A 15,496-nucleotide genomic window follows, 5' to 3' on the forward strand; every position below is an offset into this window, starting at 1 on the left:
GGGGATTAACTATTTTGTGTCATCATGATCCGATGGGTGGGGATTTCATGAGATTCACCAAATCTGATATCCCCTTCTCGTACGATCAATTTTATGGATTTATCATTACTTATTTCATAAACAGGGTTCAATAAGGATGTATTTTTGCTGGGAGAGAATTGTTTGACAGGGAGATCGGACATCAGGACATTATGGGGTCGTGAAGAAATGAGGAGTCTTGGAGGGGCTAAGGTCTCTACAGACCAGATTTTTTTAATCTGTCTATCTCAGGCTGAAAGACTTCAAAGAATATGATCATGTTGTTTACAGCCCAAAATCGCAATTCTTCTGACATCTCACCTGTTTTTTTCTCTATTGATATCTTCGCCCATTTTCTGCCCCATTCTTTAGTTATAATGACATTTTCCCCTGTTCTCTCTTCAAGCGTCTTTTGTAACGATGCCAGACGGACCAATTGTTTTTGATTTAATAATTTGTCACTATTTTCAAAATGCAATTCAACACTGAATGCATTCCGAGGTCTTCCCCGGAATATCCATTCATAATGGACATTACTCAAACCCGAAGAGATAGTATAATAATTTCTTGGAAGGGGTTTTGGATAGGTGTCTGGAATTCGATCTCCTAGTTTTGAGACTAGATCAGCGTAAAACTCCAGATATTCCTGTTTTGAAAGACTTTGCGAACCCTCTGAAAGTTCTTTCTTTTCGACCTGTATCAGGTATTCTTTTGCATCGGGAATGGGTATGATGATCGATGACTCTACCGTCAATGCTGTTTCATCATTGATATAGGGGGTTATTTTTACACAGGTAATATCAATGCCAAATTTACGGAGCCAGAAGACAGAGGCCGTCACCTCGGGTCGATATTCCATTGCAAGTAAAATGATTCTTGGTCTATCGTTGATCTCCTCGAATTCAGTATTCTGTATAAAATCAATTAATTTCGATTTTACATGCTCCCTTTCTGCCTGTTCTCCTCTCCTTCTGAGATAATCTACATGAAGATCGATTACTTGATCGAGATTTAATGTCGAACAGTACGCAGCATATTTAATTGCTTGTAATTCAGCTGTTCTTCCGGTATTGTCCCTTTTGAGTTCTATAACAACAAGGTTGCCATCCTGATCCAGGGCGAGGAGATCCAGCCGCTCAGATGTCTTATCAAATTTGTCAAATTCGGTTGTTAAAATGAGTAATTCCTCGCCTAATATCTCGGGATATGTTTCTACCCATTTTTCAATGTTTTTTCTTTCTAATATGTTGTGATCTTTAAAGGTGGTTTTTTGAGGGATTTTTATTCTTTCATCCTGGAGGTTGTACGTAAAAATCATCGAAACTCTCTGTAGACCTTCGAACTATAAAAGAGAGAGGATTTCGCAGGGATCCTTCTGCCATATGGATCTTTTGAGAACTCGCGTGTGCAATGAGTCCGCTTCAAAACCCAACACTTATCCTCCCCCCCGGTTCACCCACATCTGATCCAGATGCACCCCCACAACCGTACACCAACCAAAGGAGCTCCAATATGCCTTCATCTGGCTTGAACCCCCGCCAGGTAGAGGCAGTGACCCTTTCAGGCCGTCAACTCGTCCTTGCAGGCCCGGGCTCAGGAAAGACCCGGGTGATCACCGAGAAGATCCTCCACCTCATCGAGAGCGGGCAGGCCGTCCCTGAAGAGATCCTCGCCCTCACCTTCTCGGACAGGGCGGCCCGGGAGATGCAGGAGCGCATCGACCGGGCCGGCGACCTTGCCGCCGGCTGCACTGTCCAGACCTTCCACTCATTCTGCCATACCCTTCTTCGCGACCATACCCTTGAGAGCGGGCTGAACCTCACAAACGGCCTCATCAGCCGCACGAACCAGATCGTGTGGGGACAACGGCACATCGACGAATTCGGTTTTGAGTATATCGAGGTCGGCAACAATGCTGCCGGTGTGATCGAGTCGATCATGGATGGGATCAGCAGTTTCAGGGACGAACTGATCGCCCCCGACGACCTTGAGCGATATATTGCCGACCGGCTCACGGCTGCACCTGATCCTGAGGCTGAGGTGGAGGTCCGCCGGCTCGCCGACCTCCTCTCGGTCTACCGGGCGTACGAACGCTACAAGCGGGATGAGCGGCGGATCGACTTCGACGATATGATCCATGAAGCGGTCAACCTGCTGGAGCGCCGGCCCCTGGTGCGGGAGCGGCTGGTGCGGCAGTACCCCTACATCCTGGTGGACGAGTTCCAGGACACCAACTACGCCCAGCTCGCCCTGGTCAAGGCCATCGGAAACGGCCACCTATGTGTCGTCGGCGACGACGATCAGTCGATATACCGGTTCAGGGGTGCCTACTTCGGGAATGTGAATGACTTCGCCGCCACCTACCCTGACCATTCCCTTACGGTTCTGAACGAGAACTACCGCAACTCGGCCACCATCCTTGCTCTCGCCCGTGAGTTCATCGAACAGGCGCACGGCCGCACCCAGAAGGATCTCCGCACCGACAACCCCGGTGGCGAACCGGTCGTGGTCGCCGAGTGCGAGAACGAGGCGGCCGAAGCGGTGTATGTGGCCGATGAGATCCGGGCCCTCCTGCAGACCGAATTCACCCCCAGAAAGGAAGGGGAACCGCGACGGTTCCGCTATGGTGACATCGCCATCCTCTGCCGCCAGCGGGCCCAGGGGAAGAAATTCTATCGGCAGCTCGTCAACGACGGCATCCCCTGCGAATTTGTGGGCGAGGAGGACTATCTCCGCTTCCCGGCGGTGCGGGATCTCATCGCCGTGCTGCAGGCGGCAGACGATCCCCTGAACGCCGGGATCCCGATCAACCGTCTGCTGCGCCGGGCCGGGGTCTCAGAGGTGACGGTCCAGGGGATCAACCGGGCGGCCAGGCGGCACGCCGACGCCGGGGAGGACACCGACGGCGTCTACGCGGCCCTCCTCCAGCACAACGGCGATGCGGCGGTGCAGGAGGTCGTCTGCAGGATCGGCCGCGCCATCGAGCAGAAGACGCAACTCCCCTTCCCTGATTATATCTACACCCTGATGATGGAGAGCGGCGGGCTGTACGCCGCTGTTCTCCGGGAGGGCAACGAGCGGGAGCGGCGGGTGCTGGACTGGCTCTACCGTCTTGCCACCGAATACACCGCCCTCACCCCTGACCCTTCAATCGCCGACTTCCTCCTCTACCTCGACCAGGTGCAGGAGATCGCCGTGGATACGGAGGGGGAGGCCGGCGGCGATGCCGTGCAGATCATGACGATCCACCAGAGCAAGGGCAAGGAGTTCCCGGTTGTCTTCCTGGTCGATCTCTCGGAAGGTCGGTTCCCGGTCCGTTACCGCTCTAAAGTCTTTACGGTGCCTCTTGACCTGGCTAAAAGCCTCCTCCCCGAGGAGGACGAGCGGGAACTCTTCAAGCAGGAGGAGCGTCGTCTCTGCTATGTGGCGATGACCCGGGCCGAGGAACGTCTCTATCTGACGAGGGCGGTGATGTACGACGGGCGCAAGACCGCCGCAAAACCCTCGCCCTTCCTGGACGACCTGCATTATACAGAACACCCCCTCATCAGGGTTGTCCAGGTCCCGGCCCCGGAGACGGTGGCAGACGGTGTGCTGCTCTCTGACCTCGAACAGGCGCGGCAGCGGCTGCAGGGGGAGGCGATCCGGGCAGTGGCCGAGATGCGCCTCTTCACCGCCCTGCAGCGGTTGATGGACCTGGAACGGTGCCGGCTCCTGGCGGCCGGAGAAGATCCGGCGTTCTTTGACCGGGATGCGTTCCTCTCTGTGGCAGCCCCACCCTTTGATCTGGAGGTCCGGGCCGGGGTGCGGTCTGAACCCGGTCTGACCGACGACATTCGCCTCTCAGCCTCTGCCCTCTCCACCTACGAGGACTGCCCGCTGCGGTTCAAGTTCGGGACAGTGCTGCGGGTGCCGACCAGGCCGAAGACCTACTTTTCCCTCGGGACAGCGGTGCACGCCGTCTGCGAGGGGATGGCCCGCCGGAAGATGGAGGGGGAGCGCGTCAGCCTCGATAACGCCCTCTCGGCCCTGGATGCGGCCTGGTCGTCTGTTGGATATCCGTCGCGGAAGAAAGAGGAAGAAGACAGGACAAAGGCGCGTGAGATGGTGGCGACCTATGTGGCCTGGGAGGAGGCGAACAGGAACACCGTCGTGGACGTCGAGCGGTGGTTTGAGTTTTGCATCGACGGCGTGCGTTTCGTCGGCTCCATCGACAGGGTGGAGCGGACCCCGGAGGGCAGGTACGTGGTGGTCGATTACAAGACCGGCAGTTCGAACGGGTTCACGAAAAAAGGTCTCCCTGAGAACATCCAGTTGAACCTCTACTGCCTGGCCGTGTGGGAGATCTTCGGGGAACTTCCGGAGCGGGCGACGTTCTTCTTTGTGAAGGAGAGAAAGGAATTGCATTATTCCCCGACAGAAGAGACTGTCGCTGCATTTCGGGAACGGTTGTCAGGCTATATCCTGCGGATCCGTGCCGGTGAGTTCCCGGTGCGGAGCGGGTACGGCTGCACCCATTGCGATTACCGGATGCTATGCGAAGGGATGGAGGGAGACCAGACCTGATCATTTTTATCAATGGTTCGGACCATAGAATCATTTTGACACAATATTCAAGGTTTGATCATGTTTTTGCGGCAGGTGAGCACCATGGTGCGGCACAACCCCTATTACTAATCTGGATTAGTACTAATCTGGATTGGGGTTTTGTCGAGCGGGAGGAGGGGCGGCGGATCCTTGATGAGGAGCATCAGAAGGGGGGAGGACGGATGATCATCCTGTACGGCCGGCGGTGGTGGAAGAGTGAAGCGAGAGGGGTGCCTGGAGGCGAAGGCGGAGAGGGTCAGACATGACCGATACCCGAGGGAGCGCTATCTCCTCGTCGGGGGCAGTGTGGAGGGGAAGGAAGATCTGCGGGGCGAGGGCTACCTCGTGTACGATCTGGCTGACATCGAGGGTTTCGTGAGAGGTAAGTAATGCCTCCTGAGAAAGGCTTAACATCTCTTCTCCAGAGATAATCGATCAGAACAGGGCTCAGCTGAGGAAAGATGAAGGGCAATAAGAAACTCACGATCATGGTTTCATCCACGGTCTATGGTATCGAAGAACTTCTGGACCGGATATACACGCTCTTAACCGAATTCGGGTATGAAGTCTGGATGTCCCACAAGGGAACCATGCCGGTCTTTTCACATCATTCAACTTTTGATAACTGCATCGCGGGAGTAACAAACTGTGATCTGTTTCTCGGCTTGATTACCCCTCATTACGGTAGCGGGATAGATAAGGACGGACTTTCCATCACTCACCAGGAACTGAGAAAAGCCATCGAACTCAACAAGCCACGCTGGCTTCTGGCTCATGAACATGTGATTTTCGCCAGGTCGCTCCTGAAATATCTCGGGTATAATGGAGGAGACGACCGGAGAAAACTTTTGCTGGAGAAAAACCAGATCCTTGATGATCTTCGTGTCATTGACATGTATGAAGAAGCTATTCTCTCCCAGAAACCCCTGCAGGACCGACAGGGGAACTGGGTCCAGAAGTTCAACTCAGATGATGACGCCGCCCTGTTCGCTATGGCGCAATTCTCTCGATATCAGGAAGTCGAGGCATTTGTGCGCGAGAACTTACGTGATAGTGCCCGCATTTCTCACATTGTTCAGGACAGGAGGGAGCGCCCATGAAGCCGGAGAAGATCGGGGAGATTCTGCTGCCGGGAAATGATCAGAGCACCGAGTTTTTGCCGCGGTGCCAGGATCTTGAGTTTGTAGGTTCAGTTGTCTGCGGATTTCTCAATACATCCGGCGGTTCTATTGTCTGTGGCGTGGATGACAGAGGGGACATTATCGGCATCGAAAACGCCGATCGTGCGGTGAAGAATCTTGAACAGGAGTTGCTCCACGGCATTTCTCCGGGAGCACTCGTTTCTGTTCAGGCCCATAAAATCGGAGAGAAGGCATTGCTGGTAGTCGAGGTACCATCTGGCAAGGACATACCCTATGCCTTTAAGAATGTGATCTATCTCCGTGAAGGTCAGATAACTCGAAAAGCCGATATCGAAACGATCCGAGATATGGTGCTCCGCAAACAGGTTGAACCCGAACGATGGGAGCGGCGTTTTTCTTCTGCCGATATAAAAGAGGATCTGGACAGGGATGAAATCCGCTCCACAGTGGGTGCGGCAAATGAGAGGTTCCAGGTACAGTTTCGCGATAGTGAAAACCCGATCATAGCTCTTGAAAAACTTGGAGTGTGTCGCTATGGGCGCCTGACCAATGGCGGCGATGTCCTCTTCGGAACCAATCCCGCCATGCGTTATCCACAAGTTCGGGTCCGTGCCGCCTGTTTTACGACAGATCGAGCAGATGATACCTATCGGGATATGAAATCCTTTGAGGGACCTCTGGTCCCGGTGTTAGAGGATGTTTACCATTTTATTCAACGGAATACTTCAACAATATCACGCTTTAGCAAGGGGGATCTGGAACGCCGGGACGAACCTCTCTATCCCGTGCTCGCCATCAGAGAGGGGTTGGTGAATGCGTTTGTTCACCGGGACTACAGCGATTTTTCCGGGGGGATTGCCGTTCGTATCTATCCAGATCGTCTGGAGATCTGGAACAGCGGCACATTCCCTGAAGGTGTGACCCCCGATAACCTCCTGTCGGGGCAGCACCTCTCAGTACTGCGTAATCCTGACATCGCTCATGTGATTCATCTACGGGGACTGATGGAGATGATAGGCCGTGGCAGCGTGATGATCAAGAGGGCCTGTGATGAACGCGGTTTACCCCCGCCGAAGTGGTCGGAAGATAGACGCGGCGTTACCTTAACCTTCTATGCCCCGGAAGTCACCCCGGAAGTCACCCCGGAAGTCACCCCGGAAGTCACCCCGGAAGTCGCACAGATGCTCGCTGCCTTTGATGGAGAGATGTCGCGGAAGGACCTTCAATACATTCTCGGCCTGAAAGACAACGAACACTTCAGGAAAGCCTATCTGCTGCCAGCCATCCGGGAAAATCTGATTGAGATGACCATCCCCGACAAACCAAAGAGCAGCAAGCAAAGATACCGCCTCACGGAGAAAGGACGTGCCCTGATAGGCGAAGATCGTTCATGAACATTTGCCCGACCGGTTTCTGACAGAGATTGGAAAGGGCGTGCCGGGCAGGTGCCGGAGTTCGATCTCATCAGGTCCGATGAACTCCCCGAGGGCGTCCTCACCTCAACGTCTTCGGCATGAGGACCGACCCGGAATCACATAGGGGTTAATAAAGATCATAACCTTCATCATGGATACTTTAGTATACCCAGGTATGCCAGCCGACACCACCACCATCAAGATCAGGGTCCCCCTCAAGCACCGCCTGGACTCTCTGAAGATCCACCCCAGGGAATCCTACACCGACGTAATCGAGCGGCTTGTGGAGATGGCAGTCGATGACGAGCCCCTCAGCGACGCCACCATCAAGGCCATCGAGGAGTCTCTCGAAGATATCAAAAGTGGCCGGGTCTCTACCCTTGAGCCGGTCATGGCGGAGTTGAAAGACGAATGAGTTATCGCGTCTTCTTCTCCGCGACGGCCCGCCGTGACATCAAGCGTATCCCGAAGGACTACGCCCTCACGATCGGTGAAGAACTGATCTCGCTCGCCGCGGAGACGGACCCGAAGAGACATGTGAAGAAGATACAGGGAGGACAGAACCCGCCTTTTTACTCTCTCAGGGTCGGCGACTACCGCGCCATCCTCACCATCGTCGACGACGTGATGGTCATCCACGTGATCGAGGTGGGACACCGGAGTACGGTGTAACTGATCGAAAAAAAGACGGGGGAAAAATCAGTTCTTCTCCCTCTTCAGATGGAAGAGGAGGGCCACCGCAGTGTCCCCGTTCTCGATGTACCGGAGTTCGATCTCATCCGGTCCGATGAACTTACCGAGGGCGGAGCCGTCATCGTGATCGATGATGGAGATCTCCCCGTCAGAGGCGATGACGCCGGAGATGTTCTCCGAATACCTGACGCCGTCCGCCTTTGTATACTCCTTATACCCGGTAAAGGCCGGTCCGTTCTGTGCCGTGATAATGTACCGGTGGGCAGCGCTCTCACGGAATCCCACGGTCTTGATGTGGCCGCTCGACGTTCCGGTCCAGACCCCGACGATGTCCGGGGTGGAGGGTGAGGTGACCTCCGGGGAGGGCGTTGCCGCACCGGTGAGGGGTGTGGTCGGGTCCGTGTATATCCCGGAGCCCAGCCACCAGTCATCGTCTACCTTTTCGACATATCCCAGTTTCGGCTCGATTGAGCGGTTGTGAGCAGGGTTGATATAATAAAACCGGACAAATCCGCTGCCTTTAATCGCAACGTCCCGCAGGTCTTTGATGAAGTACCCGCCCTGCGCATCGGTTTCAGCGAGCCGGTTTACACCAATCTTCTCCGGGTTGAAGGGATGGGCAAGAGTGGTACCGTTGAAATCATAGGCATAGATATAGAGCTCACCCTCGACAAACGAACCGTTCGGGTTGGAAAATTCTGCCAGGGCTTTTTCTTTGCCGTATGTTTTTGCATAGGCGGCCGCACTGTCAACGAAGGCGACAAGCGTTTCATTGGAGGTGTAGGTCTCCTGCTGGATGGTGTTAGTATCTCCCGGCGTTGATGTGGTTGCGGCGGGCTGGTCCTGCGTGCACCCGGCTGTTATCAGAAACAGGCCGAGAACAAACACCAATACGAATGAAATTGACGTTCTCTTCATCTTGATGGATAGATTTTTCTTGCTGATAATACCAGATCATTCGACACTCTTTTTTGCAATTTTTAAAGACGCTTTCAGAAAAATGGCTCTGTAAAATGAGGCCCGGGTCGAGAACATGCCTCAAGCCCCCCGCGTCGCCATGGGGGAAAATCTGATTACAGTGACGCTCCCCGACAGACCAGAGAGCAGCAAGCAGAGGTGCTGCCTCACGGAGAAAGAGCGTCCCCTGATCAAAGAAGATCGTTCATGAAGCCGCCCGACCCTTTCCGGTCAGAAGGCTTTGAACCGTATCGAGGGGGGACAGGACCCCTTCACTCCCGCTCGATCTCCCCTCCGGCCTCCCGGATCGTCGCCTCGACCGCCTCCAGCAGTGCGGCGTCGTGGGTGGCAAAGTCCAGCATCGAAAAACCTCCCACAAGGGGGATGGGCTTGAAGACGGCAAGGGGTGGCTTCCCGTTCTTTTCCGGGGCCTCGCCCGGGGCGATGACGGCGGTCGTGCCGTCCTTCCAGACGGCGAGGTTTCCGTAGCCCTGTGCGTCCCAGATCTTCTGGATGATCTCGCGGGTGTACAGCATAGAGAAGAGACCATGCACGAAGAGGATATCAAACTTCTGGTACCTGCTACTCCGGTGAAGGGAGAGAAAAATGCGTGAGAGGGCGCCCGACGACCCGGCCCCCCCGTCGTTTATCTGGCAACCGAGGAAGATGCTCGTCCTGACCAGGGTTTCGTAACCGTCGTCCGCCGCGGTGAGGGTGACGGTGCGGGGGACCCCTGTGGAGACAAAACCGACGACCGCTTCGGTGCTGACAGGCGCCCGGGTCGGGAAACCCTGTTTCTGGAACGTGGCGTTGATCGCCTCCCCGAAGGCGTCGCTCCAGGAGAGGTTGCTGTAACCGGCACTCTTCTCGACGGAGTGCGGGGCGGCAGGACACTCTCACTCCCCCGTCTGCATCGACACCTCCCCCTCCGTCCCGACCAATCTGGCACGAACCTCATCCACCATCTCCTCCGTCGTCAGGAGGAGGAGTGTATCGCCGACCCCGATGACGGTGCTGCCGCTCGGGACAAAGCGGTCGTTCCCTTTCTGCATAAGAATGATAAGGGCGCCTTTCGGCAACCCCAGGTCGACGACCTGCTTTCCCACAGCCGGGGAGTCCGGGGGGATGACCAGGTCGAGCATTTTGCTCGGAGTATCTGATTCCGCCTCGAACTCCCGCGAGAGTTTGAGCGGTTCTTCGAGGGGGGCGGCGAGACCGAGCCGCCGGGCGACGGCCGGGATCGATGTCCCGTGGACCAGCGCCGAGACGATGACGATGAAAAAGACCATATTAAAGATCAGGTCCGCACCGGGCACTCCTGCCACGAGGGGATAGGTGGCGAGGATGATCGGGACGGCCCCCCGCAGTCCCACCCACGAGACCAGGACCTTCTCGTTCATCGGCATCTTCCAGGGGAGCAGCGTGACCATGACGGCAACCGGCCGTGCGACCAGGATCAGGAAGAGAGCGGCGATCAGACCCGGCACGACCGCCAGAGCAAGCTGCGAGGGGAAGACGAGCAGCCCGAGTGCAAGGAACATCACGATCTGCATCAGCCATGCGATCCCGTCGTGGAACTGGACCAGACTCTTCCTGTAAACGAAAGTGCTGTTGCCCATGACAAGGCCAGCGATATAGACTGCGAGAAACCCGTTTCCCCCGATGATGGACGTCAGCCCGTAGGTCAGCAGCACCATGGTCAGGGTGAGCACCGGGTACAGCCCCTCGGACTCCAGCCTGATACGGTTGATGAGATATACGATGAATATGCCCATCACGTAGCCGAACAGGCCTCCGACTGCCATCTGCTGCACGAACATCGGGACGAGGGAGAAGATCGATGAGCCCGGGATGAGGATCAGGCCGATAACGCCGGTGGTGAGGAGGACCGCCATGGGGTCGTTGCTCCCCGACTCGAACTCCAGGAACGGCCGCAGGTTTCCTTTCAGGCGTGCCCGTGCCATCCTCAGGACCGAAAAGACCGCCGCCGCATCGGTGGACGAGACGACCGCACCGAGGAGAAGGCCCGTAAGCGGGGAGAAGCCGAGGACCAGGACGGCAAATGCGCCGAGCAGGACTGCAGTCAGGACGACGCCGACCGTGGAGAGGGCGATCCCGGGCCAGAGAACAGGCTTGATCTGCTCCCACCGTGTGTCAAGGCCGCCTGAGAAGAGGATGTAGGCAAGCGCGATAATCCCGATGATCTGTGCAACCTCGGGATCGTCGAAGGGAATGCCGCCCGGCCCCTCCGAGCCCGCCAGCATCCCGACGACGAGGAAGATAAGGAGGGCGGGGACGCCGAGACGCTCGGAGAACGTGTTTGCGATGATGCTGATCAGGAAGAGCAACGCTATGCCGACAAGTACGAGGGTGAGCACCATGTATACGCACACCTTGGGCGTGAAACGTTATAATCGTGACTTCTCGACCTTTCGGGCAGTGTATTTTCGGCGGACAGGTTTCCTCCTTTCCATTGACGAATGAGACCCGAATATCCCGGTCGGAGAGCGTGATCACCTCGACAGATACATTCGATGAAGTCATCCCAAAACTGATCATACCCTCTGTCCTGTCGATGGAATGATCGGTATGTGGTTCTGAAAAATCCTGTTCTGGCGTCCTGTCCGGGGGTTTTCACCCCCCGGTCCCTCCCTTATTGCGATAGGGGACGGATGGCAATCTCCTTCATCAGGATCTCCGGTCTCTCTTCCCCGACCCTATCCTGTTTCGGGGGTCCGGGGGTGTCGGTCCCCCGGCGAAGAGGTGGGGGAAGGCGGTGGTTTCGCACGACTCGTCAGGGAATTTGGGAAGACATCGGTCCGATCATGAAATTTTCTCCCGAGTTCAGCATGCGGGGAAAGGGAAATGAACGAGAGTTCTGGGATATGCTCGATGTCTGCTTGAGCCCGGGGTTCATGCACGATTCTACATATTTTTGCTTGCTTAATTCAACAGAGCCTTTTTTTTAAATTGCCGGCAATTTCGGGAAGTAAAATTGATATCCTATCCTGCCAAGTGTTGATGGCGTAGTGATGCCAAATGCCGACACTCTATCTCTATATCCTTGATACGCTTTCCGACTGGGAAACCGGCCATGCCCTTGACGAACTCCATTCCGGGAGGTACCTCAAAGACCCGTCGCTGAAGTACGATGTCGTCCTGTGCGGAAAATCCCTGGACACGATAACGACGATGGGCGGATTGAAGTTGACACCGGGTATCACCATTGAGAATATCAGGGCCAAAAAAGGAGATCTCCTGATCCTGCCCGGCGCAGACACCTGGCTTGATCCCGCCCATGCGTCGATTATCAATATGGTAGACACGCTCCTTGAGCAGGAGATGGTTGTTGCAGCAATCTGCGGGGCTACCCTCGGCCTGGCCAATGCCGGGCTGCTTGACAACCGGCCCCACACCAGCAATGATCTCGAAGTGCTCAAAATGTTCTGCCCCGGATACAAAGGAGAGCAATTTTACCGGACAGAGCCTACAGTGACAGACGGGAACCTTATCACGGCAAGCGGGCTTGCACCGGTTGAATTTGCCTGCAGCATATTCAGGAAACTGGATGTCATGAATCCCGCAACCCTCGACGCATGGTACGGGCTCTTCACGTTAAGGAAACAGGAATTTTTCTATGCCCTCATGGCATCCCTGCCTTCTCAATAACAAATTCGGAAATTCTGGCTCTGTTGATAACCTGATCGGATGGGCATTGGATGGTGATGGAGCCACGGGTGCCCGGGGTCTGTCGACCCCCGCCCCGTGGAGAATGACGGTATTAGGGCATCTCAAAAGATCGAAACCGAAGTCACCCTCGCAATTCCCCTGAGCGCGTTGGGGAAAGGATTTCAACAGAGCATATACTTCTTGAAAAAATGAGAAAGGACCTCGGGATTGTGTATTTTCTGGTTAATAACCCTCAGAGATATGCCTTCAGTCTCCAGATAAGGTATAACGGAATTTCCAGAACTTCCCCATATTCATCCGAATGTCTGGCAATATTCTTAAGACTGGTCCGGACGGCAATACGCGGGCCGTATTTTTTCCTGTACTCTGTAATACTTCTTGAACGAGTCCTTCTTGCGGATTTAACCTCGATCGGAACGACATCAACGCCTTCCTGTATGATATAATCAACCTCGGCGGTGCCGCCGGATTTCCAGAAAAATGGTCTCTGGAAATCACTCGCAATCAGTTCTGTCAACACGAAATTTTCCGTGAGAATTCCCCGCATGTCGGCGGTCAGCGAAGAGGTGTCAAAAACGACATCTGCCGGGAATCTGCTCATCCTTCGTGAAAGTCCCACATCTGAGAAATAGATCTTGAAGTACGTAATGTCCCCATATGTCGTAACCGGAATAGAGGGCCGCTCGATCTTTTCGACCTTGTAGATGAGCCCTGCCGATATCAGCCATTGCAGGGAGTCTTCCAGATCGCGGGCACGCATTCCCTGCTTTACATGAGCGAATATAAATTTCTGATTGTCCTTTGCAAGCTGTGCAGGGATTGCATTCCAGATCAGAGAAAGTTTCGGAAATTCGGATACAGACGCATATTTCACGAAATCCTTTTCATAATTACTGAGAATATCGCTTTGTATTGTTTCTACAAGCCCGATGTCGTGGTTATTTATCCATGATCTGACAACCTCGGGCATACCTCCCGTGATCAGGTATTCACGATATGCTTCTTCCAGTTTGCTGGTAAATACGGTGGATATTTCTTCATCCCGGGACAAATTATTCAGGTACTCGTAAAGGAGTTCTTCATCTTTTGCCAGGAGAAATTCCGGGAAATTAAGAGGATACATCTTAAGCATCTGCACCTTGCCAACCGGAAATGAGACATTTTTTCCCATCTGTGCAACAGCCACTCCCAGCAAGGAACCGGCGGCAGCAACGTGGAGTTCGGACAGATTTTCGCAGAAATATTTGAGAGACGTTATCGCACGAGGGCAGATCTGAATTTCGTCTAATATGAGGATGGTTGTCCCGGACTGGATGGATTTATTCCTCAGAATGCCAAGGTCTTTGATAATTCTTGAAACATTCAGGTCGCCTTCGAATATCTTGTGCAGCCGGTCATCATATTCAAAGTTGAAATAAGCGATATCTTTGAATTCCGCCTCGCCAAAGTGCTTTAATATCCAGGTTTTTCCGCACTGGCGAATTCCTTCAATAATAATCGGTTTACGATCCCCACGGTCTTTCCATTTGAGTAAAGTATCGTACATGAACCGTCTCATAAAATGACATCTGCACTTTTAACTATATATTATGTGTCTCCAGTACACATTTTTACAACTTATTTTGTGTGTGAGGTACACATTTTTCTAACTTAAGATTGGAAGAGCGTGTATTTTCGAGATATCTTGCCCGCATGCAGCATGCAAAAAAGTGTGATCTCATCGCTTCACTAACATATCCCGGCCGCTCCTCATCGTCCAGACCGGCTTCGACGGCTGCCAGGAGGAGCTCCACCCGTATGCGATGGAAGGGGCCAGACGCGGCTACAACGTCCTGACGTTCGAGGGGCCGGGCCAGGGCGACGTGATCCGGGTCCAGCATATCCCGTTTCGTCCCGTCGGGAGAACATGATCGGATCCGGCCCGACGTCGAGAAAGACCGGATGATTTTCCCCTGGTGCACCATGATATCCAACTCGCATCCACACAATAACCGATAGTTATAATATAACTAAGAGTTACACTATTCTGGTGAGACGCCCTCCAGGCAGCATCCCGGAGTGACATCCCCCGCTGGGAGAGGGACGAGGACCCAGGGGGAGTGAAGGGGAATGAACGGTGTCGTTCGCACAATTCATAGACTATTGACGGGGCAGATGAAATGAAAACGGAATCGGTGAAACTGGTATATTTCTCACCTACGGGAACGACAAAAGCGGTGGTCCAGGCCATTGCACGCGGCATCGATCACGGCAACGTGGAACTGCTGGACATCACCCGACCGGACGCGAGAGTGCAACCGCTCGAAACATCGGAGAATGAACTGCTCGTCGTCGGCGTGCCGGTGTATATGGGGAGGGTGCCGGCCCTCGTAACCGAATGGCTGCACGCGATCTCCGCCCGGAATACGCCGGCGGTATGTGTCGTCGTCTACGGCAACCGGGTGTATGACGATGCACTCATCGAGCTCGAAGATATCCTGACCGGGTGCGGGTGCAGACCGATCGCCGGTGCGGCCTATATCGGGGAGCATTCGTTCTCCACCGACGAAACGCCGACGGCTAAAGACCGCCCGGATGCAGGCGACCTCCGCCACGCGGAGTCGTTCGGACGGAAAATCCGGGAAAAACTCGATGCCATCCCATCGGCCGACCAGATCCCCGATGGAGCGATACCCGGATGCCGCCCGTACCGGGGGGACTCGAAACTCTGGACGGTCGATTTCATCGCGGTCGGCGATGCGTGCGTCCGGTGCGGGACCTGTGCGGAGGTATGCCCGGTCGGCGCCATCGATCCGGAAGACAGCGCGGCGATCGACACGAAAAAATGCATCACCTGCTGCGCCTGCATCAAACGCTGCCCAAAACACGCGAGGACGATGAAGCACGGCCTGGTGAGGGACGCATCGTTGCGCCTCCATACGCTCTATAGCGAGCGAAAAGAGCCGGAATACTTCTTATAACGAGGAGATTCATCATGGCAACGAGGAGATCTTC

General features: G+C 54.7%; 13 protein-coding genes. 8 read left to right on the top strand and 5 right to left on the bottom strand.

What is annotated here, in order from left to right:
- Window positions 1-235: 235 nt before the first annotated feature.
- Entirely contained in the window at window positions 236-1,336 is a 1,101-nt protein-coding gene (locus tag MEFOE_RS08470; RefSeq protein WP_067051021.1) for a DUF4268 domain-containing protein, read from the bottom strand.
- A gap of 194 nt (window positions 1,337-1,530) precedes the next feature.
- Between MEFOE_RS08470 and MEFOE_RS08475 the strand changes: the two genes are divergently transcribed.
- The 6 genes from MEFOE_RS08475 (at window position 1,531) to MEFOE_RS08495 (ending at window position 7,834) form a co-directional block, all read left to right on the top strand.
- On the top strand, window positions 1,531-4,584 hold the full coding sequence (locus MEFOE_RS08475) for an ATP-dependent helicase (RefSeq protein ID WP_268872621.1): 3,054 nt from the start codon (window positions 1,531-1,533) through the stop codon (window positions 4,582-4,584).
- Window positions 4,585-4,821: 237 nt separating this feature from the next.
- Window positions 4,822-4,995 (top strand): hypothetical protein, encoded by a 174-nt coding sequence (locus MEFOE_RS13750; protein ID WP_201785185.1) that lies wholly within the window; start codon window positions 4,822-4,824, stop codon window positions 4,993-4,995.
- 71 nt (window positions 4,996-5,066) lie between these two features.
- On the top strand, window positions 5,067-5,705 hold the full coding sequence (locus MEFOE_RS08480; protein WP_067051027.1) for a DUF4062 domain-containing protein: 639 nt from the start codon (window positions 5,067-5,069) through the stop codon (window positions 5,703-5,705).
- Window positions 5,702-7,141: a Fic family protein gene (locus tag MEFOE_RS08485; RefSeq protein WP_067051030.1), complete on the top strand. Its 1,440-nt coding sequence runs from the start codon at window positions 5,702-5,704 to the stop codon at window positions 7,139-7,141. The genes MEFOE_RS08480 and MEFOE_RS08485 overlap by 4 nt, the downstream gene beginning before the upstream one ends.
- A gap of 196 nt (window positions 7,142-7,337) precedes the next feature.
- Window positions 7,338-7,577 (top strand): DUF7557 family protein, encoded by a 240-nt coding sequence (locus tag MEFOE_RS08490; protein ID WP_067051033.1) that lies wholly within the window; start codon window positions 7,338-7,340, stop codon window positions 7,575-7,577.
- Complete coding sequence (locus MEFOE_RS08495) at window positions 7,574-7,834, top strand: type II toxin-antitoxin system RelE family toxin (protein ID WP_067051036.1); 261 nt, start codon at window positions 7,574-7,576, stop codon at window positions 7,832-7,834. Before MEFOE_RS08490 ends, MEFOE_RS08495 begins: the two co-directional genes overlap by 4 nt.
- Before the next feature lie 27 nt (window positions 7,835-7,861).
- Here the strand turns inward: MEFOE_RS08495 and MEFOE_RS14700 are convergent, their stop codons facing one another.
- The 3 genes from MEFOE_RS14700 to MEFOE_RS08510 all read right to left on the bottom strand — a co-directional run bounded on the left by MEFOE_RS14700 (window position 7,862) and on the right by MEFOE_RS08510 (window position 11,193).
- Window positions 7,862-8,743: a cache domain-containing protein gene (locus MEFOE_RS14700; RefSeq protein WP_328585461.1), complete on the bottom strand. Its 882-nt coding sequence runs from the start codon at window positions 8,741-8,743 to the stop codon at window positions 7,862-7,864.
- A 341-nt stretch (window positions 8,744-9,084) separates the two neighbouring features.
- Window positions 9,085-9,348 carry a hypothetical protein gene (locus MEFOE_RS08505; protein WP_067051039.1) on the bottom strand — a complete coding sequence of 88 codons (264 nt, stop codon included), beginning with the start codon at window positions 9,346-9,348 and terminating at the stop codon, window positions 9,085-9,087.
- Between the two features lie 360 nt (window positions 9,349-9,708).
- Complete coding sequence (locus MEFOE_RS08510) at window positions 9,709-11,193, bottom strand: potassium/proton antiporter (protein WP_067051042.1); 1,485 nt, start codon at window positions 11,191-11,193, stop codon at window positions 9,709-9,711.
- 658 nt (window positions 11,194-11,851) lie between these two features.
- On the opposite strand from MEFOE_RS08510, the gene MEFOE_RS08515 reads away from it, so the two are divergent.
- On the top strand, window positions 11,852-12,481 hold the full coding sequence (locus tag MEFOE_RS08515) for a type 1 glutamine amidotransferase family protein (RefSeq protein ID WP_067051044.1): 630 nt from the start codon (window positions 11,852-11,854) through the stop codon (window positions 12,479-12,481).
- A gap of 253 nt (window positions 12,482-12,734) precedes the next feature.
- Here MEFOE_RS08515 and MEFOE_RS08520 read toward each other — a convergent pair whose 3' ends face one another.
- A complete protein-coding gene (locus MEFOE_RS08520) occupies window positions 12,735-14,048 on the bottom strand; it encodes an ATP-binding protein (RefSeq protein ID WP_235809594.1) in 1,314 nt (437 codons plus the stop codon).
- A 613-nt stretch (window positions 14,049-14,661) separates the two neighbouring features.
- Here MEFOE_RS08520 and MEFOE_RS08530 point away from each other — a divergent pair.
- A complete protein-coding gene (locus MEFOE_RS08530; protein ID WP_067051053.1) occupies window positions 14,662-15,462 on the top strand; it encodes an EFR1 family ferrodoxin in 801 nt (266 codons plus the stop codon).
- Window positions 15,463-15,496: the final 34 nt, after the last annotated feature.

Origin of the sequence: Methanofollis ethanolicus, assembly GCF_001571385.1 — an archaeon.
Lineage (GTDB): Archaea > Halobacteriota > Methanomicrobia > Methanomicrobiales > Methanofollaceae > Methanofollis > Methanofollis ethanolicus.